Below are 22,420 nucleotides of genomic sequence, written 5' to 3' on the forward strand. Positions count from 1 at the left end.
TCACAATGCAAAAACTCTTTAAATTTTTTCTAAATTTATTTCCCCGAACTTTTTTAATCAGAATGAGCTTTGTGGTACGACCTATAGTCGCTTTTTTTCTTAGAGGCACTAAATACACCGATCCCATTGACGGAAAGTCGTACCGAAAGTTTTTACCCTACGGCTACGAAAAAGTACGTGAGAATGTATTATCTCCCGGAACACTTTCATTGGAACGTCACAGATTGTTCTGGTTGTTTCTGAAAAATGAGACTTCTTTTTTTTCTGAAAGGCACAAGGTGTTGCATTTTGCACCCGAACAGGCCTTTTACAGCCGCTTCCGAAAGATGAAGCATTTAGATTATACTACAACCGATCTCAATTCTCCGATCGCCGATATAAAGGCAGATATTTGTAACCTTCCTTTTGAAGATAATAGCTACGATTTTATTATTTGCAACCACGTATTGGAACATATCCCCGATGATACCAAGGCTATGCAAGAATTATACAGGGTGTTGACCCCGGGAGGTACAGCTATTCTACAAGTTCCTTACGATGCCGAACGCTCCGTGACTTTCGAAGACGATTCCATTACCGATCCCAAGGAACGCGCCCGAATTTTCGGGCAGTACGATCATGTGCGAGTGTATGGAATCGATTATTTCGAGAAATTAGCAAGCGTTGGCTTTAAAGTGGAGGCAGTGGATTATACAAAGTCCTTGTCGGCAGCAGATATCGATCGTTACCGACTTGCCAAAGGTGAGTTACTTCCCGTTTGTACCAAGTGAATCGACCAGTAATTTCCTGAAGTTTTCAGTCATGTATACCTGCGGCTTATGCATCGAATCCATAAAGGTGAGATAGGCCTCAATACCTGCAGTTTCCTTCAGTAGTAATTTCGATTTTTCCAAGCCCAGCGCCATTAAAGCAGTTGCATAAGCATCGGCTTCACCGCAGGTTGCGGCAACCACCGTGGCACTGGTAACATCGCTCTGATCGGCTGAGCCGGTTAATGGATTTAGTGTGTGAACATATTTCTTTCCTGTGAGACTGTCAATTCTGAATTTCCGATAATTCCCCGAAGACGCCATAGCCCTGTTTTCTAATTGAATGGTTGCCTCGTAGCTTCGGTTGCTTAAATTTGAGTCAACGTTTTCAATCCCAACAATCCATGGCTTATGTTTCAAAAGATTTGATCCTTTGGCCAATACTTCACCTCCCAATTCGATTAAATAATCTGTAATTCCTTGAGATTCCAGATACCTGCCAAGACAATCAATTCCGTAGCCCTTGGCAACTGCATTAAAATCGAAGTATATTTCGGGGTGTGTTTTGGCAACTCTACCATCCTTCAAAAGAGACACCTTTCGGAAGCCAACATATTGCATTAGCGAATCCAAAGTGATACTATCCATTTTCTTCAAAGGTTTGGTATCTCCAAATCCATAGGCATTTCGCAGCACTCCTATGGTAGGGTCAAAATAGCCTTGTGAATTTGTATAAACCGTTTCAGAAATACGAAAAACTTGTTTAAAAATCGAATCGACCACCACCGTGCTATCTCCTTGGTTTATTTTTGAAATATCGCTGTTGGGCATATAGGTGCTAACCGACTTGTTCACAGCGTGAATTACAGAATCTATTCCGCGTTCGGCATCAATTAGTTTATTCGAATAATACTGAATGCTATAGGTCGTGCCAAAGGCATCTCCGTGGAGCGAGAACACTTCTTTCTCCTCTTTCCCGCAGGAAATAAGTACGCATCCCAAAAAAATAAAAATCAGTTTTTTCATAGTATTTCTTGTAATCCGTTATAGACCATTGTGTAGTCTTCATCTTTTATAACCGGTTTGGCATAATCACTTCCGTGGCCCAAGCCAACGCCTGCATAATAGGTTTTAGCCTCAAATTTCTGGGCGTGTTGTTTGATAGTCTGCATAAAAACAGGGTCGTACACATTTGCATCTTCGGGATAAGAAATCGCGCGAACAATAACAAAGTGAAGGACTTTATCCTTCAAGGCGACAAACTGCGGATCCTTTTTCAGTTTCGAATTCACTCCTAAAAATTCAAATCCGTTTGCTTCCAAGTCCTTGCCAACAATATTCATCGCCAGGTTATGTAATTCTTGTGAGGTAAGTTCTTCGTTCATTCTTCGTAAAAATTCCAAACAGCAAAATTACTAAGAAGAATTGTGTAAACGTTTCAGAAATAAAAAAAACCGCCTTCCATAAAAACGAAAGGCGGCAAATAATTACTATGTTAGGAATTTATTCTTTGATGATTCGTTTGGTAACAGAACCGTTTTCTGTCTTCACCTTCACAAAATACAAGGCCGAATCGAGAATAGACATATCTATTTGATATTGCCCTTGAGAAGTAAAGGACTTCTCTTGTACCTTTCTTCCCTGCACATCGTACACCACAACACTTTCAACCTGCATTTGAGGTGAAAATATGTGTAAAATATTGGTTGTAGGATTGGGATACAAAGCAATATTATCCAACAACGCATCCTGATTTCCTAAAATCTCTTCCCACTCGAATAGCAGCGTAAAGCGTTGGTTAAATGTTCCCTTAGCACTTCTGAACTCATAATTACCGTCGCTTAAATTATGTATGCTATTTTCCTGATTGTCTATCAAATATACCGTGGCATTACTTATAGCCGCTCCTTCCAAATTGGCGATTGAAATGGTAAACGCTGTATCTGCATCCACCTGACTCGCAAAGCCCATAGATACTTTTATACTACTGTCAAAAACTTCCCTACTCTGAATCCCCAATTGCTCTGAACCATCTTCCAAATGCGAATACAGTGAAATTGTTGTTGCCAACCTGTCTGCATCGTAGTTAGGATCCAGATTAGGTGTTGCTAATGGATTGAAAGCTACCAGCGCATGACTACCAATATTGTATTGCTCGTTTCTCACTTTCAGTAAAATACTTTCAATTTCTAAAGGAGTTCTAAGGGTTGTATTTCCTGTAGTGAGACGCATACTGTTTGTAAAAGTGACATTTCCCGCACCAAAAGCTTTAATTCCGAAGCCCTGACCGGTGGAAATTACACCATTAGGTGTTGTACTTGTTCCCGGGTCACTGGCTGCAGGTAAGGCGCCTCCGTCGATGTACATCGAAATATCATCCATACTAAAGTTGATGCTTCCTGCACCCGGAGTTGATGGTAATGGCGGCGTTAAATGCTCCCAGAAATAGACTCTGGTTACCAACGGATTTGCTGAAATAAATTGTGAAGCGGAAATCGCTGAAGGATACGGATTCGAAAACACGTTGGGTGTCCCGTCGGGGTTTGTTCCCAATCCATTAAAAATTACCGGACGAACCACATCTCCGTTATTCAGTGTTCCCAGGGAATAGGTCATATCGTAGGTTGTATTTGCCGGGTCTGTATACCCCGATTGAGGTCGTACAATATATCCTTCCCCTACATTTATTCCACCACCATAGGCATTCCAGAAGTTGCCATCGTCATCGGCAAAATTGGTGCCACCGGCAGGTACCGCCGGGTGGGGAATAAAATTACCGGGAGTGTGATTGAGTACCAAAAATGCATTAGTAAAGACGCCATTGCGTGTTTCGGCGGTCATTGGGCTCCCCATTACCATAAAATCGCGGGTTTGTAATACCGGTGTGGTGAGTTCAACATCAATGCCATTGCTATTGTTATTTACCGGTGCTAATCCGTCGGTTTGACGAACACTTCCGGTATGTTCAACAACGAGGTTGCCATTCACGGTAATAGTTCCGTAAATATCCAGAAAATCGCCTGCAGCAACCGTTACTGTTCTTCCGCCGTCAATTTCACACGAGCAAGCCGTAATATCTCCACTTGAGGTATTATAATTTTGACTGAATCTTGCATTAGAACCGGCTCCCGGAGAAACCGGACTCCAAACACCACCCGAATAAATGGTTGTTTTGCCAATTACCGTAACGTCGAACGAACAACTACTGCTACCGCCACTCATTCTTGAAGTCATAAAAGTATTGGTAGTTGTCCCTGCACTAAATACAGACCCGGTCGCCAGACCTGCTGTTTGTGTAGTTGTATACTCGTTACTTTCCTGCCCTGATACTTCAATTAAGACCGCTAGATATCCATATCCTGCAGCACTAGGCGCAATATAGTTGCCGCCCACACAATTGAGATACCCTACGGCTGTTTCATTAGCCGGGTTGCCTGAACCTGCACTGTTATAAGCTATTAAATTGTTTCTTGAAGAGGGTGATAATACTTCCACTATAAAAATGGTCCCCGCAGGTAAAAATACATTCATTGGTACAGTATGGGTAAATCCGGATCCAGCCGGCACAATAGAAGATACCGATGCGTAAGGTGTAATCCCTACAGATAAAGGAACTGCCAAAGAAGTGATGGGTGTTCCGTTTAACTGACTATTTATATAAATATTAACAGTAATGTTAGCAATTCCGGCCGCATTATTATTAATTCCTACATCGATACCGTCAATGGTATAATCACGGGTAACGCCTAAAGTTGAAAGATTAAATCTTCGCAAATGCCCCGAGGCAGTATCGGTACAATCCAATCCTGAGTTGATGGTAGGATTTGTATTCTGACTCACATCGGTGGGAGTTCTGTTACAGAGATCTCCTGAAGGATTTGGATAAGCATATACCACTTGTGCGCTACAGACAGAACTGGAGTCTGATTCTGCTATGATATCGGCAGGGCAGATTAATGCCAAAGTATCATCTTGTACATTTATAACTTCAGTAAATACAGTACTTGAATTCGAATTGCAAAAATCGTTCACTGTATACGTGATATTATGACTTCCTATTCCCGCTGTTAGCGGATTAAAACTATAGGTATTTCCACCGGTATTAGAAACACCGGGGCCTGCATATGTGCCTCCTGCGGGGAATCCACCTGTAAGTCCGGTTAAAACTCCGCCGTTTAAACAGGCACTATCGATAGAATTTTCGAAACCAGCAATATTGGAAGGTAAGTCGAAAGCTTGTGCTCCATCGTCTACGTTGTTTGTACTACCCTGACTTGCACTGCTACCGAGTCCGCGTCTTGCAAATGCTCTCCAAATGGCACAGTGATTGGCGCCACCGTAAATATTCGTATCTGCTTGTAAAATTGCATTCCTACCGTCTATAAAACCCGGACTACAGGGTTGTAATTTTAAGCCTTCGGTCACCAGGGCCAACGCCATAATATTTCCGGCGTCCGTATTTACATTTCCCGTAAACGTATATAAATCGGGGCTGTAACCATGTTCGCCAATTAATTCCCATGTCATTTCCCAAAGCATTGTCGCCCATACCGATCCTGTTCCGTGCGGAATTGCTTCCGCATTAATATCGGCATAGGTAAGCGGATTAGCACCAAAATTGGTACTATAAGGGTAGGTTCTAATTCCGGGACCTCCGGCACCCTCGCCTACCAACCAGGTTCCAATTCCTCTTACATCAGTTCCTTGATCTCCCGGTTCCATAGTAAGCATTAAACCATAGAAATCGCTCCATCCTTCACCCATTTGTTCCTGGTTATTTAAACAAGAAGACGTTCCTGCACCTCCTGTTAAACGGGTTGAAATTCCATGACCGTATTCATGAACAACCACTCCGTTATCAAAATCTCCGTCTCTGGAATTACATACATACATTTGCATTCGTGGTCTGTTACCATCTGTAGGAGTGGCAAAGTTTGCATTACACGTACCTGACCCGTCCTGAGCTTCACCTCTTACTGAATCGTTTCCAATTCCTCCATTTCCATAGGTATTTAATTGAAAATTCCCGGAAGCCGGATTAAAACCGTATTGATAGGTAACATCATGAATAATATTATTCCAATAAAACAGATTGGTTACAGCCGCATCAATACTTCCATCACCAACAGTAACGTCGGGATTAAAAGGATAGTTGAAGTTTAGCGTTGGTCCACCAAAAGCACGTTCCGAATTTACTCCTGAACCTTGTCCACTTATAGTACTTGAGGTATCGTCGTAGGCGTCTACATTATTTCCTATGGTGTATTGCGATTCTGCTCCCGATACTCCATTGGTATCATGCCAACCATAAGGCGACGCAATTGCATTATCAGGGTTCGCAACCATGGTTCTGGAACCGTGATTTGGAGATTCCAATGGCATTGCAATGACATTGTAGCTTCCAATAATAACCGATGAAGGCTCATCTGCTACTGAAAAATATACCGGAGATTCGTTTACTATGTTAGTGGTGTTCTTTGTTGCTGAATTATGAGCATGTTTACTATGGAATTCTTCTGAAATACAAGAAATTGTTAAGTTATCCTTGTCAATGATAGTACCTGTGGAAGCGTCTACTCTGAAATTCCACCAATCTGCCGAAGCTATCTCTTCCACTGAAATCTCCCAAACCAGCGTGGTTCCTATTCCTTCACGATAATAATACATGAGTTTTACCGGAATATTTGTTGCTGAAATTCCTGCAGTATTAAATTCAGACTTTTGATTTATTCCACCATAGTTTTTTAATCGCTCTATATTTGAGAGAGTATACCCCATTTGTTGAGCGACAGATGCAATAGCCTGTTCGGCTGAAAGATTAGCGGTAGCCGACACTAAAGTACTCTGAATATCGCCCACAAAATTGTTATGCGACGCGATTAATTTACCATTGGCAGCTCTATGAAGACTAGATTCTGTGCCAAAAACTTCAAGTCCGTTAATAGCCTGTCTTAAATACATATGATGAATGCCACTAATAGTACTGGTATGCTCTGCAGTAACAACGTAATCGTTGCCTGGATGCTTAACCAATTTTTCTAAATTGATGGTAGGGGTGGTGGCAGATTTTGTTTCTTTTATCTGAGCCGAAAGTTGAACTGTGGCACAAAGAAAAAAGAACAATGACAGAAGGGGGAGTGTAATTTTTTTCATAAGTATGCTATTATTGGGGATAATTCAAGCACTTGTGGTATGTGTATCTATATCAAAAGTAGGGTTTTAGAGATATTACACAATTTTTATCGACAAAATGCAGATTATTTTAACTTTTGCCTATAAAAAAGCCGTTTCATGAATTGAAACGGCTTAAAATCTTTGAGTTAGATTTAATTATCCTCCGAAATCATCGAAGCGGATATTCTCATCGGGAATGCCAAAATCTTCACCCATTTTCTGCACGGCCTGATTCATTAAAGGAGGTCCACAGAAGTACAATTCGATGTCTTCCGGAGATTCGTGGTGATTTAAATAATTGTCTATTACTACCTGATGTATAAATCCTACAAACCCATCTCCTTCGGCATTGATGTCTTTTTTTACTTTCCAGTTATCTTCGGGTAAGGGCTCAGAAAGTGCCATATAGAACTTAAAATTTGGGAAATCCTTTTCCAGATTTCTGAAGTGATCTATATAAAACAATTCGCGCTTGGAACGTCCACCGTACCAATAGGTTACTTTTCTTCCGGTTTGAAGGGTTCTGAACAAATGATACAAATGTGAACGCATAGGTGCCATTCCTGCTCCTCCACCCACATATAGCATTTCCGATTCGGAAGGATTTATAAAGAACTCCCCATAAGGCCCGGAAATAGTAACTTTGTCGCCCTTTTTCGCATTGAAAATATACGAAGAAGCAATCCCGGGGTTTACGCTCATCCACTGATTTTTAGCACGATCCCACGGCGGAGTTGCCACACGTACATTCAGCATAATTTCACGTCCTTCGGCAGGATATGAAGCCATGGAGTACGCTCTTTCTACCGTTTCGTTATTTTTCATAACCAATGGCCACAATCCGAATTTATCCCACTCTGCCTGGAATTTATCCGGCGTTTCATGTTCTTCGGGATGCGCCGTAATGTCCATGTCGGAGAATTTAACTTCACACGGCGGAATTTCAATTTGAATATATCCACCGGCCTTGTAGTTCATATCTTCAGGAATCTCCACTACAAATTCTTTGATAAACGATGCCACATTGTAATTTCTCACTACGGTAGCTTCCCATTTTTTAATTCCGAAGACTTCTTCAGGAATATGAATATTCATATCCTGTTTTACTTTTACCTGACAGGATAGACGTGCTCCTTCTTTTAATTCCTTTCGGGTAAAATGAGGCGTTTCGGTAGGTAAGGCTTCCCCTCCACCTTCTAAGACATGACATTCGCATTGAATACAGGTTCCACCACCCCCACAGGCTGATGGTAAAAATATTTTCTGACTTCCCAGGGTAGAAAGTAAGGTCCCTCCCGAGGCAACTTCGATAACTTTTTCGTCGTTGATAGTAATCTTTACCGGACCTGAAGGTGATAATTTTTGTTTTGTAAATAGTAATAACGCCACTAAAAGCAGGGTTAAAACCAAAAACGCCACTACCGTTGCAATTACGACTCCGAGGGTGCTTGCTGCTAAAAACATATTATTGTTGTGTTATTTCTGAAACCTCAACAGTTTCGTTCGATGCTATATTTTCTTTTGTATTTTCTGAATCGGTTTCTACCTGTGCTGCTTGAATTTCTGAAGCTTCCACCGGTTCGTCTCCTCCTGTCAACATACCACCAAAACTCATAAAACCAATGGCCATCAATCCTGTGATAATAAATGTAATTCCCAATCCGCGTAACGGAGCCGGTACATTGCTATATCTAATCTTTTCACGAATAGCCGCAATAGCTACAATGGCGAGGAACCAACCAATTCCGGAGCTAAATCCGTAGTTAAGTGCCAAGGTTAAACTTTCAATATCACGAGACTGCATAAAAAGAGACCCTCCTAAAATTGCACAGTTCACCGCGATTAATGGTAAAAATATACCCAATGAATTGTATAAGGAAGGTGAAAATTTTTCAACAATTATCTCTACCAATTGCACCATGGTTGCGATGGTTGCAATGAAGAGAATAAACGAAAGGAAACTTAGATCGTAATCTGCGTATCCTTCACCTAACCATACCAAGGCACCTTCACGTAGAATGTATTGATCCAACAACCAGTTAAGAGGCACGGTGACCGTTAATACAAAGATTACGGCTGCTCCAAGACCTACAGCGGTGCTCACTTTTTTGGAAACAGCCAGATACGAGCACATCCCTAAGAAATAGGCAAATACCATGTTGTCTACAAAAACCGACTTAAAAAATAATTCTATGTGTTCCATATATTTTTTGGTTATGGGTTCGGGGTTTTGAGTTTTATCATTTACCCAACACCTTTTACCTTAGACCTGTTTTTAATGTTCTTCGATTAGTGCTTTATTCTTACTGCGTTGTACCCAGATAATCAATCCCACAACGATCAATGCCATAGGAGGTAATACCATAAATCCGTTGTTTTCGTAACCAATGGCATATAGCCCCGATTTTTCAACAGGATCACCCAATACTTTAAATCCGAATAGGGTTCCCGATCCTAACAATTCTCTAAAGAATCCTACTATAATAAGGATTACTCCGTAACCGGCAGCGTTCCCAATTCCGTCGAGAAAAGATCTCCAGGGGCCGTTACCCAAGGCAAATGCTTCAAAACGTCCCATGATGATACAGTTGGTAATAATTAAACCGATAAATACCGATAGTTCCTTACTCAATTCGTAGGCAAATGCTTTCAGTACCTGATCTACTATAATTACCAATGTTGCAACTACGATTAATTGCACTATAATTCTAATTTTTGACGGAATGATATTTCGCATCAAGGAAATAACCACGTTACCAATACCGAGTACAAAAACTACCGATACTGCCATAACAATGGAAGGCTTCAATTGCGCTGTAATTGCTAAGGCCGAACAGATTCCCAAAACCTGAATAGTAATAGGATTGTTATCGGCTAACGGGTCTAATATTAATTTACTGTCTTTCTTTGATAATAGTCCCATCGCTTATTGGTTTAATTTTTTAAAGTAAGGCACGTACATTCTAATATCTTTTTTCAGCATAGCTGAAACACCATCTCCGGTAATCGTGGCTCCCGCAAGAGCATCCACTTCATTGTCTGAAGTATCGGTGTTTTTCGGATCGTTATTTCCTTTCGCTACTTTAATTCCTTCGAAAGCTTCACCGTTTAAGAACTTTTCGCCTGTGAAATCGTCCATAAAATAACGTTGCTTAATTTCTGCCCCTAGACCGGGAGTTTCACCTTTATGATCAAAATACACTCCTTGAACAGTCATTGATTTATCGACAGCCACAAAGCCCCAGATAGCATCCCATAGTCCTTTACCTCGCACCGGAATCACATATACGTCTTTCCCGTCCTTTTGTCCAATAAACAGGGGTAAGCGTCTGGTATAACTCTTATCTTTTGCCTTCGACTCTTCCTTTTTAAGATCGATTAGAAAGGCTTGATTATCTTCGGTAACCTTGTCTCCTTCTATCACGATTTGTTTGGTGATATACTTGTCAAATTCGGCTTCAACAATATTTGTTGGAATAAATTCAACATCGTTGGGACCTTCATTATTGTTCACCCCCATCGCGTACAAAATGTTTTGCTGCTTTTCGTAACGCTCATTCGCCTTTACCAAAGGTTTTAGACCGCTGGCAAATCCTGCCAGAAGCGTCCCAACAACCAGCACCATAATGATGGCAAAAAGGATGGTGTAACTATTTTTATCTGTGTTAATTGCCATGCTTACGCTTTTTTAACTTTTAGACGTTTCATTCTTTTCTTAATGTTTCCTTGCAACACATAATGATCTATGGTTGGCGCAAAGACATTCATTAGTAATATCGCCAACATTACTCCTTCGGGGTAGGCCGGGTTAAAGACTCTAATTAAAACGGAAATAAACCCTATAAGGAAACCGTAAATCCATTTTCCCTTATTGGTTTGTGAAGCCGTAACCGGATCGGTAGCCATATAAACTATACCGAAGGCCAATCCTCCAATTATTAAATGTTGCCAGAAGTCGACATCCATCAATGCAAAGAATTTACTAGTGTCGGTAATCCATCCTGCATCGGTAACACCGTTAAAGATAAGTCCCATGGCCAGAGCTCCCAAGACAGCAGATAGCATGATTCTCCAACTTCCAATTTTTGTAAAAATTAAGAACAGTCCTCCTAACAGTATTAAAAGTGTCGATGTTTCCCCAATAGATCCGGGAATAAACCCTAAAAACATATCCATTACATCGTATCCGGCGGGCTGACTTTGAGCCAGACTTCCCAATATAGTTTCACCTGTAATAGCATCGGGTTGACCCACGGTATCTACTGCACCGTGAACCCAAACTTTGTCACCACTCATCCAGGTAGGATAAGCGAAGAATAAGAAAGCCCGAATCGTCAAGGCGGGGTTTAGTATGTTCATCCCGGTACCACCAAACACTTCTTTTCCTATCACTACTCCAAAAATAACAGCAATGGTTAGCATCCAAAGTGGGATGTCTATAGGAACAATTAAAGGAACCAGCATACCGGTTACCAAATATCCTTCTTCCACCTCGTGGCCTTTAATTACTGCGAATAAAAATTCTACCCCAAGACCAACTCCGTAAGAAATAAGTACGATGGGAAGTACTTTCCAGGCGCCAATGCTAAAGTTGTCCATATTCCAGAACTCCCCGCTAAAAAAGCCCATGGCTCTGGTGATTTCGGGCATTACCTGCAAGTTGTGCTGATAACCTGCGTTAAATATTCCGAAAATAAGACAAGGAATAAGTGCCATGATTACCGTATTCATGGTACGCTTTAAATCGTCCGCCGCTCGTACGTGTCCTCCCGAATGGGTGGTTTCATTAGGCAGATATAAAAAGGTGTGCAAGGCATTAAAGGCCGGAGCCATCTTGGTCCCTTTGTATTTTTCTTTTAGCGTATGTAATTTTTGTTTCAATCCCATAGCGTTATCCTATTTCTTTATACATTAAATCGAGACCTTTTCGAATAATCTCCTGATGTGGTTGTTTAGACACACATATAAATTCGGTAAGTGCAAAATCTTCGGGGGCAACTTCGTACATCCCAAGGGCTTCCATTGCGTCTAAATCTTCAACCATACAGGCTTTTAGAATTTGCAGTGGGTAAATATCCATTGGGAAAACTTCTTCATAATTTCCTGTTACTACAAAAGCACGGTGTTCTCCGTTGGTATTGGTATCCAAATTGTATTTTTTCTTCGGAAGCATCCAAGAAAAAGTCATGGCTCTTGAAGTAGATATTTTATTAAAAACAGGTTTATTCCATCCCATAAAATCGTAATCGTCCCCTTCGGGAATTACGGTAACCGTAGATGCGTAATAGCCCAAATATCCTTTTACCGAAATTTTAGAACCTGTTAAAACATCGCCGCTTATTACCCGTACGTTTTCTTCGGAAAGACCCGAATCATAGATAAACGTCGCAACTTCAGATCCAATTTTGGTGGTATAGTATTTTGGTGTTTTTACCGAAGCACCCGCCAAAGCAATTACACGATCGGCTTTAAACTTTCCGGTTAACAACAGCTCTCCTATTATTACCAAGTCCTGAGCTGCAACCGTCCAAACAGATTCTCCTTTGTTCACAGGATTAATTTTGGCGATTTGCACCCCTACATTTCCTGCCGGGTGTGGTCCGGAAACTTTATGGATGGTAATATCCGCCAGACCTTCAAAAGGCGAAACCCCATTGTTTCCTACCGAAACATGTACAGCACCATCGGTTAACTTGCTCAATGCCGTAACCGCCGCCTGTAATTGCTTTTCTTTTCCGCGCAAAGCGAAATCACAATCTGCTGCCAAAGGCGCTGTAGTATATGCCGAAATAAAAATTGCTTTGGGAAGCATTTCGGGATTGGCGATAACATCGTAAGGACGTTGTTTTATAAAAGACCAGCATCCACTTGCCAAAAGATGTGCTTTTACCTCTTCTCGTTGCATGCTGCCGGGATTTACAACGCCAAAATCTTTAAAAGTATCCTGCTGATCGCCCTCAATAATAATTTCGGTAATGACACGCTTGGCTCCTCTTTCAATTTTAGTAAGTGTTCCGCTAACAGGCGAAACAAATTTAATTGCTTCGTTGGCTTTTGAATAGAACACCACATCTCCGGCTTGTAATTTGGCTCCTTCTTTCACTACCATTTTGGGAGTGATTAAATGGAAGTTAGAAGGTCTAATTGAGAAGGTTCTTGATCGCGGTGCATTGGACAGCGTTTTGTCTGCTTCTCCCTTCAACCTAATTGTAAGACCTTTTTTAATCTTAATGTCTTTGGACATAGGATGATTGTATTAAAAATTTCTTTTTATTTCCGAACAGATTTCGGGAGTGCAAATTTATAAATTTAATGTAGCACCACATAATAATTGGATATAATTTTCAGTTAAATCCCGCGTGGTTCATTTCATATAAAAGTTGGGCATAAAAATTGTTTATCTTTAACTCCACAAAATTATCTGTATGTTTAAAAATTTAATTGCTTTTGTACTACTTCTTGGCTGCGTACTCTTTGTCCAGGGACAGGTACAGGAACGTGTTGCCCCAGAATACATAAGTACCATTCAGTTTAGCGGGACTACGTCTCAAAGTCAGTTGCCCATAATTAACTTAGGAGAGCGATTACAACTCTCTTTTGATGCCTTGAACGGGAACGAAGAAGACTATTATTATACTATTACACATTATAATTTTGATTGGACGCCCAGCGATCTTTCAAAAGGCGAATACTTAAACGGATTTGATGAAGTTCGCATTGAATCCTATGAAAATTCATTAAACACCCTTCAAATTTTTTCACACTATACGTTAAGTATCCCGAACAGGGAAACCCGTGGACTTACCAAAAGCGGTAATTACCTGTTGAGCATTTACAACGATGACAATGAGGTGGTCTTCTCAAGAAAATTTATGGTATTAGAAAAAGTTGTTGGAGTAGATGTTGAAATAAAACGCTCCCGGGATCTTAATTATATCGAAGAAAGGCAAGTAGTCCAGTTTAAGATTAACTCGCCTACGTTATTGCTAATCAATCCGAAACAGACGGTTAAAACTTTGATATTACAAAACAGCAACCTGAAAACGGCCATCACAAATTTAAAGCCCCAATATACCATTGGCAGTGAGTTAATTTACCGCTACGACAAAGAAGCTGCATTTTGGGGTGGAAACGAGTTTTTAAGTTTCGATAATAAAGATGTGCGCTCAGCCACCTACGGAATTAGAAGAGTGGAGCTGGCTGATGTGTATGAAAATTTTTTATATACCAACTCATCCAGAAGAGACAGGCCTTACACCTATAATCCCGATATTAACGGAAACTTTGTGATTCGCAATATCGATGCCCAAAACCCAAATATCGAAGCCGAATACGTTCGTTTGCATTTTAATCTGCAGTATTTTGAAGACATCGGCAATAAGGAAATTCATATTTACGGCAATTTCAATAATTGGACCATCGACGGGACTACCTATATGGAATACGACTCATCCAGTGATACCTATAGAAATTCCAGACTTTTTAAACAAGGATATTACGATTATAAATATGTGCTGGTAGACCGCGATGGTTCTATAGATGAAGGAGCAATCGATGGTAATTATTGGCAAACAGAGAATGAATATACCGTGTTGGTATATTATCGGGATTTAGGCGGGCGCTACGACAGGATTATTGGAATTGGGGTGGGTACTTCAAAAGAAATTACCAATAATTAATCTGAAAAACATAGTATCTTTACGGGAGGATGGAAACTAACAAACCCGTAAAAAGCAACAGTCGTAAAGCCTTTAAATACAGACAAACCGAATGTCTTAATTGTGGTCAGTCACTGGATTTAAGCGATCGGTATTGTTCGTATTGTTCTCAGCTAAATACCAGCAAACAGCTTTCGGTACGAGATTTTATCAGTGAATTTGTGGGGAGTATTTTAGTCTATGACTCCCGTCTGCGTTATACGGTAAAGGATTTACTCTTTAAACCCGGAACAATCACTTTCAACTATGTAGGCGGTAAGCGTCTTAAATATGCCAATCCCTTTCGGTTTTTTTTGAGTGTTTCTATAATTTACTTTTTACTACAAGGATTGATAACCACTTTTTCATCGGGGAAAAGCCCTTTTTTAAATTTAAATAATAATGGCAATCCTGTTTCTTTGGACTCTCTTCAAAATAAGAATTTGACATTTCCCAACGGAAATGGCTCCTTAGACACATTGGTAATTTCGGGAAATACCTTTAAAATAAACAGTGATACCATTGCCGAAACGCCAAAGAAGACAGAAAAAGTGTTCGAATATATTTCAGAAACAGATTTAGACACTTTGGACTGGAGCAACCGACTCGTAGAACGGTTTTCTATGTATCGTGATTTTTATAAATTGCATGACATCAAAAATGCAGATGTCGCCCTTGACAGTTTAAAACATAGAAATACCTCTTTTAACAGGTGGGTTTACAATAAAAATAGTGCCTTCGACCGGATAGCTGATGATCCCTTCGGCTTTTTAAACTATATGATGGGAAAAACACCTTTTTTCCTCTTTTTCTTTGCGCCGTTTTTTGCATTTTTCTTTTGGCTCATCTATTCGAAATCGAAATACACCTATATGGAACACATGATTTTTATCTTCCATATTTTTAGTTTTTTGTTTTTAGCTTTTCTTATCTGCCTTATACCGGATACTTTTCTCAATGACGGTGTTTTCAGCGGGATTGTATTTGCACTTATAGGGCCATTTTACTTCTACAAAGCCTTGCGTAACTTCTACAAGCAGAACCGTTTGATTACAATAATAAAATTTGTATTTTTAAACATCGTTTTTTGGATAAGTTCAACATTTGCGGCCTTGGTGTTTTTTGCAATATCTGCCGCAGCCTATTAAAATGGTACAACAAGTAACACAAGGCATTAAGGTTTCGGTAGAAACCACTTTTGAAGGCACATTTTATAAAAACTATAAAATGCATTATGCGTTTGGATATACCGTTACCATAGAAAATCAGAGTAAAGATGCCGTTCAACTTACCGATAGACACTGGAAAATTAAAGACTCCCTAAACGATGAAGAAATTGTGGAAGGCGAAGGTGTAATTGGCAAAAAACCGGTTTTGCAATCGGGCGAAAAACATTCCTACAGCAGCGGATGTCTGTTACTTTCTCCATTTGGCGCGATGAAAGGATATTACGCCATGGTGAACTTTGCTACCACCCGAAAATTTCGAGTTGCTATTCCCTCTTTCAAACTAAGTGCCCCTTTCGCTATTAATTAGTAGCTTTTTTTATTGAAGAGTTTGAGTTGTAACGGTATTGGTTTGTAAATCTTCGTACCGCATGGCAATGGTATCGTTTTTTACAATTTGAGTTAGGCTCTTGGTTTTTACAAAGTCTCTGTTCATAATCAGGTTGGAAGCTATATTTCCTTCACCGGCTGTTTTATGAAAATGAAGGATTTCTGCTTCGGAAGGATTTACAGTTTCGAATAAAAACTGTGAAAACCATTGCTCTCTTTTGCGCTTAGTATCTTCAGTATACAGCAAAGATGACGACCAAATTTGCGGTGCCAGCGGTTTTTCAGCTAAATGGTGCTGCTCACCATCCCAAACCAATTCATACAATCGAAGCTCCTTTTCCCAGTCCACCAAAATAATGGTAAAAGGTTCAATCCCCGTAAAATCAAAGGACTCGATTTTCGACACTGCATCTTCAGCAGTCAACAAATTGGTGACAATGATTCCTCTACTCATTCTATACGACGCTTCTCGCTGGTGGGCTGTAAACCCCCCGTTCATTAAACAAACTATTCGTTTTCTACTACTCGCCCCAATCCAGGTGCCTCCGGCAACCTCATCTTTTGGAAAAAGCAAATCGATACCCTGCAGGCTATAAATATGCGGCGCCAATGTACTCCTTCCGGGGGATTCATCTCTGTTGGAAGTGAGTATAAAGTTCGTAGTTGACTTCGGAAAAAACGTTACGGTACACATAAAAATATTGTCTCTAATCGAAGTGGAAACTTACAAAGAGTAGATCAGTATAAAAAATAACTGTAATTGTTTCTGAAAAATTTTCAACTTAAATTGGTTTCCTGTTTTTGTCGTGCCGTTTTTGGGGTAGAGTACTTCTAAATTTGTACCTTTGCAACCTCCGAATACCGAAGCTTTCAAAAAGGTATTCTTACATATTAATTACACTAAAACCTAGTAACCCATGGGAAAAGGATTTTTTGAAGTACCCGTTGCCATTAATGAACCCGTTAAGGATTATGCGCCCGGATCACCCGAGCGCACAGAAGTTTCGGCTACCTATAAAAAAATGTACGACAGTACCGTAGAAGTGCCTTTGTACATCAACGGAAAAAATATAAAAACAGGCAAGACGGCTACCATGTCGCCGCCTCACGATCACAAACATATTTTAGGCACCTATCACAAGGCCGAAAAGAAAAACATTACCGATGCCATTTCGAGTGCATTGGAAGCTCGCAAATCATGGGCAACCACGCCATGGGAGCAACGTGCTGCTATTTTTCTTCGTGCAGCCGAGCTGCTTGCTGGTCCGTATCGCGCTCGTATTAATGCCGCCACCATGTTGGGGCAGTCAAAAAATATTTATCAGGCTGAAATTGATGCAGCCTGCGAATTGATCGACTTTTTGAGATTCAATGTTCAGTTTATGACTGAAATCTATGCCGAACAACCTGAATCCACTTCGGGTGCCTGGAACCGATTGGAATATCGCCCTCTGGAAGGATTTATCTATGCAATTACCCCTTTTAACTTTACAGCCATCGCCGGAAACTTACCCGCCAGTGCTGCATTAATGGGGAATGTTGTGGTTTGGAAGCCAAGTGACAGTCAGGTGTATTCTGCAAAAGTAATTCTAGACGTATTTAAAGAAGCAGGGGTTCCTGCAGGTGTTATCAATATGGTGATGGGTGATCCGGTTATGATTACCGACACAGTATTGGCGAGTCCCGATTTCAGTGGGATTCATTTTACCGGCTCTACGCACGTATTTAAGGATATCTGGCAAAAAATAGGAACCAACATACATACGTATAAAACCTATCCTCGTATTGTTGGGGAAACAGGTGGAAAAGATTTTATCGTTGCACATAAAACTTCCAATCCGCAACAAGTAGCTACGGCTATTGCTCGTGGTGCATTCGAATTCCAGGGGCAGAAGTGTAGTGCAGCCAGTAGATGTTATATTTCTAAAAGCATTTGGGAAAAGGTAAAGAAGAACCTCATTGCCGATGTAGGCACCTTTAAAATGGGCTCCCCGGAAGATATGGGGAATTTCATCACTGCAGTTATTCATGAGGGGTCTTTTAACAAGCTTGCCAAATATATTGATCAGGCCAAGAAAGACAAGAAAGCCGAAATTATTATTGGAGGAGGTTATAACAAAAAGGTTGGCTACTTTATTGAGCCAACGGTTATTGTTACTACAGATCCGAAGTACACCACCATGTGTACCGAGCTTTTTGGTCCCGTTGTAACCATTTATGTCTTTGAAGACAAAGACTGGGAAAAAACATTACATCTGGTTGATGAAACAGGAGAATATGCTTTAACCGGAGCTGTATTTAGCGAGGATCGCTATGCTTTGGAAAAAGCGGTTCGGATTTTGGAAAATGCTGCCGGAAACTTTTACATCAACGACAAGCCTACAGGGGCGGTAGTTGGACAACAACCTTTTGGAGGAGCTCGCGCCAGCGGAACCAACGACAAGGCCGGAAGCAAATTAAACCTATACCGATGGATTTCACCTAGAATGGTAAAGGAAACCTTTGTTACACCAACAGATTATAAGTATCCGTTTTTAGGATAAACCTAAGGTAATTCCATAAAAAAACCCAAAGCAAATGCTTTGGGTTTTTTTATACTTTCAAATTATCTTATTCAAATTCTTTGTCTTCATTCACATCGGCAAATTGTGCATTCCGTGCCGTATTATCGGCGCTTACAACCATGGCAATTAGGTTTAGGTTTGCCGTATTGTAATCGGAAGGAATGGCAATGCTAAAATTCTTGGTGTAGGTATCGAATGCATTGGTGGCAGTAATCTCATCCCCGAAAATATTGGTTAACGACAAGCGCAACACCTCATTGTGCACAAAATCGGGAATTGGATTCCCCTGATTGAAAAAAGGACTGGAAGGGTCGGTGTCATAATAATTCACCTGGTCGTGAATCAAACCGTCTTCCGTAAGGTATAAAACCAACTTATCACCTTGAATAGAACCTGCTTCATAAATCACTTTTACATCGACTGAAAGTGTACTTCCGTTGAGTTGAGAATCGATTGCAATGGCCAAATTGGTTGCTTCACCTGCGGTGACAATTGCATCATTCACATCATAGGGATTACTCCAGGTAGTCGTTCTGTTAATTCGTGCAGCCGGAAGTCCGTTGACACCAAATTCGGCTTGTAACAAATCTACCTGAGGAAAATGATAAGGATCGGGGCTACTATTTGCGGTTTCATGAATTGCGACAATGGCCAAATTGCTTGAGGCGGCATGAGCCTCCACAATAGCAGCAGCAACACTTGGGCAATAACCACACCAGGTCCCTGTATAATCTTCTAAAACGGTTTTGCGTACCGGAATAAATACTTCAAACGACTTTGAAGCTGTGTTTTGAGTATTTCCGGAAACTTCGTATTGTGCGTAGACTGTAAAATTTCCTTCGGAAGCAGAAACAAAGGTACTTCCCGAAATAGCGGTCTCGTTTACAAAGAAGGTTGCTTCAGGCGTAACATCGTTCCCATCTGAATCTACCATAGAAAAGGTGATGGTTTGATTTCTTAACGCTTTCGAATTATCAACAAAAATGGTGCGTTCGGCGGCATCGATTACCTCGTAACTTAAAGTATTACTGTTTATCCCCAAATAAGAAGCATAAACTTCATAGGAACCTTCTGCATCAAAAATATGACTCGACCCTGATATTTCAGTTTGATTTACATAAAAAGTAGCCTCATTGGTATACTCCACTCCATCATCACCTGTGACCATCAAATTAATGGTTTCGTTCAATACTAATACATTATCGGGAGAGTCACTTGAAATGATCAAATTGGCAAAATTCCCCCCTCCTTCCAAGGGTACATTTTCTTCAGATTTACTACAAGAAAAAAGAGAAGTAAATATAATTAAAACAAGGGAAAGTCTAGTAAAATGGTAGGTTTTCATTATTCTGGCATTTAAATTGTATATGCAATAATACTAGTTTTTTAAAAGAATATGTATTTAGAAGTGAAAAAATTGACTTATAGAAATTTATCGCTTTCTTTTCAAAGAAAATTAACTATTATTGCCTAATCAATAAACCCAATATCATGAATAAAATTGTAGTAATCCTCTCTTTTTTACTTACGCTCAATGCATTTGCACAGAACGATTTACCTAATATTAATCTTACTACCATGGACGGAAGCACCATTAATATTAAAGATGCGACCAACCAAGACAATGTAGTTGTAGTTTCTCTTTGGGCTACCTGGTGTGTACCCTGCTTAAAGGAATTAGATGCAATTAGTGAAGTGTATGACGTATGGCAAGATGAAACCAATGTTCAGTTAATTGCTGTATCAGTGGATGACAGCCGTACCGTAAAACGTGTAAAGCCGTTAATTAATGGAAAAGGATGGGATTATACTATCTTACTCGATTCTAACAACGATCTAAAACGCGCATTGGGAGCAGCTACTGTGCCGCTTACCTTATTGATAAAAGACAATCAGATTGTCTATAGACATTCCGGCTATACTGCGGGTGCCGAATCTGAACTATACCAAAAAATAAAGGAATATTCTAAATAATTCCAGTTAACCAACCAAACCTATTTGAATGAAATATTTAATTATTTGCGTCACTATTTTTTATAGTGGGCTTACCTACTCACAAGACAACGGATACTTTTTTGGCGGATTGGAATCGAATTCGCAATGGCTCTTAGACGACGATGGAATTAATTTTGTAGCCCCTGAAGACCAATTCAGAGCAAACAACTATGTACACTTAAACTACAGTTTAGGAAAATTCACAGCCGGGATTCAATACGAAGCGTATTTACCGTCTTCACTGCTTGGATATTCTCCAATTTACGACGATGGAAACGGTATTGGAACCTATTACCTAAATTTTAAAAATGAAACCCTCGATATTACCGGAGGTTATTTTTATGAGCAGTTTGGCAGCGGACTTATTCTACGCTCATGGGAGGACAGACAATTAGGAATTAATAATGCCTTAAAGGGGATTCGAATTAATTTTCAAGCCACAAAGGACGTTGAACTTACCGGAGTTTACGGTCAGCAACGCAATGGATTTGGGGTTTCTGAAGGGGTAATCCAAGGAGTGGATGCAAACTTCGATTTAAGCTCTGCACTTGCAATTGAAGCTGTAGACGTAAAATTAGGAGCCAGTTATGTAGGAAGGTACCAGGATCGAGGAACGAACGAAGCCATTCCGAGCTCTGTAAATGCTTATGGCGGACGGTTGGACTTTGTTTGGGATAATTTCTACGGTGGCGTTGAAGCCATTACCAAGGATCCCGATGTAATTGCAAACGAAGGAGCGCTCGTCTCTAATAAATTATACGATGGAACTGCGTTGCAGGTAAATCTTGGATTTGCAAAAAAAGGGATTGGGGTAAACAGCACCTTCAGACGCTTAGAAAATTTTAGTTTCTATAGTGACCGATTGGCAGAAGGAAACGTTTTCAACGAACAGATCATAAATTATGTACCTGCGTTGACCAAGCAACAGGATTACCTGTTAACCAATATTTATGTGTACAATGCACAACCTAGGCTCATTATAGAAAGTTTTGATCAAAGATCGGGGGAAGTAGGTTCCCAAACCGATTTGTTTTACAGTTTTGAAAAAGGAACTGCCATTGGTGGAAAATATGGAACAAAGTTGGCGCTTAATTTTTCGTACTGGGCCGGATTAGATGCCGAATATAATATTCCTAATCGTTGGTACGAAGCAAAATTTATAGGCAAAGGACCCAGATTGTATCGGGACTGGAGTGCCGAAATTAAAAAGAGATGGACTCCCGCTTTCAGCTCGGTGGTTACCTTTCAGGATGTTATTGTAGATAAAGGTGTGACTTTGGGTGGTCCTGTGGCAGTACAAGGTGACATAAAGGCCAAAATAGGTGTTTTAGAAGGCACCTATCAATTTGATGGAGGTAAATCATTACGTGTTGTAGGACAGCACCTATGGAGCAAACAAGACAGAAAAAACTGGGCAGCCGGTGTGATAGAATACAATTTTAATTCGCGTTTAGGACTCTATGTGGCAGATTCATGGAATTACGGAGGTGAAGGAGAAATCCATTACTACAATATAGGAGGAAGCTATTCAAAAGGAAGTGCTCGTCTCGGACTCAATTACGGACGCCAAAGAGGAGGATTGATTTGTGTAGGCGGAGTATGTAGATTTGTTCCGGAAAACACAGGGGTAAGTGCCAATTTGGTGGTTACATTTTAACTAAAATAGTAGTATAAAAAAACCCGAT

At 40.4% G+C, this 22,420-nt stretch carries 18 protein-coding genes; 7 read left to right on the forward strand and 11 right to left on the reverse strand.

Going from position 1 to position 22,420, the window contains the following annotated elements:
* The first annotated feature begins 5 nt into the window (after positions 1–5).
* Positions 6–770 (forward strand): class I SAM-dependent methyltransferase, encoded by a 765-nt coding sequence (locus tag ATE92_RS02110; protein WP_100802127.1) that lies wholly within the window; start codon positions 6–8, stop codon positions 768–770.
* Here the strand turns inward: ATE92_RS02110 and ATE92_RS02115 are convergent.
* The 9 genes from ATE92_RS02115 to ATE92_RS02155 form a co-directional block, all read right to left on the reverse strand.
* Entirely contained in the window at positions 747–1,775 is a 1,029-nt protein-coding gene (locus tag ATE92_RS02115) for an FAD:protein FMN transferase (RefSeq protein ID WP_100802128.1), read from the reverse strand. The two genes, ATE92_RS02110 and ATE92_RS02115, sit on opposite strands and share 24 nt — an antisense overlap.
* Positions 1,772–2,134, reverse strand: a complete 363-nt coding sequence (locus tag ATE92_RS02120; protein WP_100802129.1) for a Na(+)-translocating NADH-quinone reductase subunit F — start codon at positions 2,132–2,134, stop codon at positions 1,772–1,774. The genes ATE92_RS02115 and ATE92_RS02120 overlap by 4 nt, the downstream gene beginning before the upstream one ends.
* A gap of 118 nt (positions 2,135–2,252) precedes the next feature.
* Positions 2,253–6,902, reverse strand: coding sequence for a M36 family metallopeptidase (locus ATE92_RS02125; protein ID WP_100802130.1), 4,650 nt, complete (start codon positions 6,900–6,902; stop codon positions 2,253–2,255).
* 177 nt (positions 6,903–7,079) lie between these two features.
* Positions 7,080–8,387, reverse strand: a complete 1,308-nt coding sequence (nqrF, locus tag ATE92_RS02130) for an NADH:ubiquinone reductase (Na(+)-transporting) subunit F (protein WP_100802131.1) — start codon at positions 8,385–8,387, stop codon at positions 7,080–7,082.
* Between the two features lies 1 nt (position 8,388).
* Positions 8,389–9,126, reverse strand: a complete 738-nt coding sequence (gene nqrE, locus ATE92_RS02135) for an NADH:ubiquinone reductase (Na(+)-transporting) subunit E (protein ID WP_100802132.1) — start codon at positions 9,124–9,126, stop codon at positions 8,389–8,391.
* A gap of 72 nt (positions 9,127–9,198) precedes the next feature.
* A complete protein-coding gene (locus ATE92_RS02140; RefSeq protein WP_100802133.1) occupies positions 9,199–9,846 on the reverse strand; it encodes an NADH:ubiquinone reductase (Na(+)-transporting) subunit D in 648 nt (215 codons plus the stop codon).
* Positions 9,847–9,849: 3 nt separating this feature from the next.
* Positions 9,850–10,599: a Na(+)-translocating NADH-quinone reductase subunit C gene (locus ATE92_RS02145; RefSeq protein WP_100802134.1), complete on the reverse strand. Its 750-nt coding sequence runs from the start codon at positions 10,597–10,599 to the stop codon at positions 9,850–9,852.
* Positions 10,600–10,601: 2 nt separating this feature from the next.
* Positions 10,602–11,810 carry an NADH:ubiquinone reductase (Na(+)-transporting) subunit B gene (locus tag ATE92_RS02150; protein ID WP_100802135.1) on the reverse strand — a complete coding sequence of 403 codons (1,209 nt, stop codon included), beginning with the start codon at positions 11,808–11,810 and terminating at the stop codon, positions 10,602–10,604.
* 4 nt (positions 11,811–11,814) lie between these two features.
* Positions 11,815–13,167, reverse strand: coding sequence for a Na(+)-translocating NADH-quinone reductase subunit A (locus ATE92_RS02155; protein WP_100802136.1), 1,353 nt, complete (start codon positions 13,165–13,167; stop codon positions 11,815–11,817).
* Between the two features lie 181 nt (positions 13,168–13,348).
* Between ATE92_RS02155 and ATE92_RS02160 the strand changes: the two genes are divergently transcribed.
* Genes ATE92_RS02160 through apaG form a run of 3 tightly spaced genes read left to right on the forward strand, consistent with a single transcriptional unit; the run spans position 13,349 to position 16,156 of the window.
* On the forward strand, positions 13,349–14,602 hold the full coding sequence (locus tag ATE92_RS02160) for a DUF5103 domain-containing protein (RefSeq protein ID WP_100802137.1): 1,254 nt from the start codon (positions 13,349–13,351) through the stop codon (positions 14,600–14,602).
* 29 nt (positions 14,603–14,631) lie between these two features.
* Positions 14,632–15,768 carry a DUF3667 domain-containing protein gene (locus ATE92_RS02165; protein ID WP_100802138.1) on the forward strand — a complete coding sequence of 379 codons (1,137 nt, stop codon included), beginning with the start codon at positions 14,632–14,634 and terminating at the stop codon, positions 15,766–15,768.
* Between the two features lies 1 nt (position 15,769).
* Entirely contained in the window at positions 15,770–16,156 is a 387-nt protein-coding gene (apaG, locus tag ATE92_RS02170; RefSeq protein ID WP_100802139.1) for a Co2+/Mg2+ efflux protein ApaG, read from the forward strand.
* A 9-nt stretch (positions 16,157–16,165) separates the two neighbouring features.
* Here the strand turns inward: apaG and ATE92_RS02175 are convergent, their stop codons facing one another.
* Positions 16,166–16,870: an NRDE family protein gene (locus tag ATE92_RS02175; RefSeq protein ID WP_100802140.1), complete on the reverse strand. Its 705-nt coding sequence runs from the start codon at positions 16,868–16,870 to the stop codon at positions 16,166–16,168.
* Positions 16,871–17,093: 223 nt separating this feature from the next.
* Here ATE92_RS02175 and pruA point away from each other — a divergent pair, with 223 nt between their 5' ends.
* Positions 17,094–18,719 (forward strand): L-glutamate gamma-semialdehyde dehydrogenase, encoded by a 1,626-nt coding sequence (pruA, locus tag ATE92_RS02180; protein WP_100802141.1) that lies wholly within the window; start codon positions 17,094–17,096, stop codon positions 18,717–18,719.
* Between the two features lie 67 nt (positions 18,720–18,786).
* On the opposite strand, the gene ATE92_RS02185 is transcribed toward pruA, so the two are convergent.
* Entirely contained in the window at positions 18,787–20,085 is a 1,299-nt protein-coding gene (locus ATE92_RS02185; RefSeq protein WP_100802142.1) for an Omp28-related outer membrane protein, read from the reverse strand.
* Positions 20,086–20,231: 146 nt separating this feature from the next.
* Between ATE92_RS02185 and ATE92_RS02190 the strand changes: the two genes are divergently transcribed.
* Together ATE92_RS02190 and ATE92_RS02195 are read left to right on the forward strand one after the other, a co-directional pair.
* On the forward strand, positions 20,232–20,714 hold the full coding sequence (locus ATE92_RS02190) for a TlpA disulfide reductase family protein (protein ID WP_100802143.1): 483 nt from the start codon (positions 20,232–20,234) through the stop codon (positions 20,712–20,714).
* 28 nt (positions 20,715–20,742) lie between these two features.
* On the forward strand, positions 20,743–22,392 hold the full coding sequence (locus ATE92_RS02195) for a DUF6029 family protein (RefSeq protein ID WP_100802144.1): 1,650 nt from the start codon (positions 20,743–20,745) through the stop codon (positions 22,390–22,392).
* Positions 22,393–22,420: the final 28 nt, after the last annotated feature.

This window comes from Ulvibacter sp. MAR_2010_11, assembly GCF_002813135.1.
Lineage (GTDB): Bacteria > Bacteroidota > Bacteroidia > Flavobacteriales > Flavobacteriaceae > Altibacter.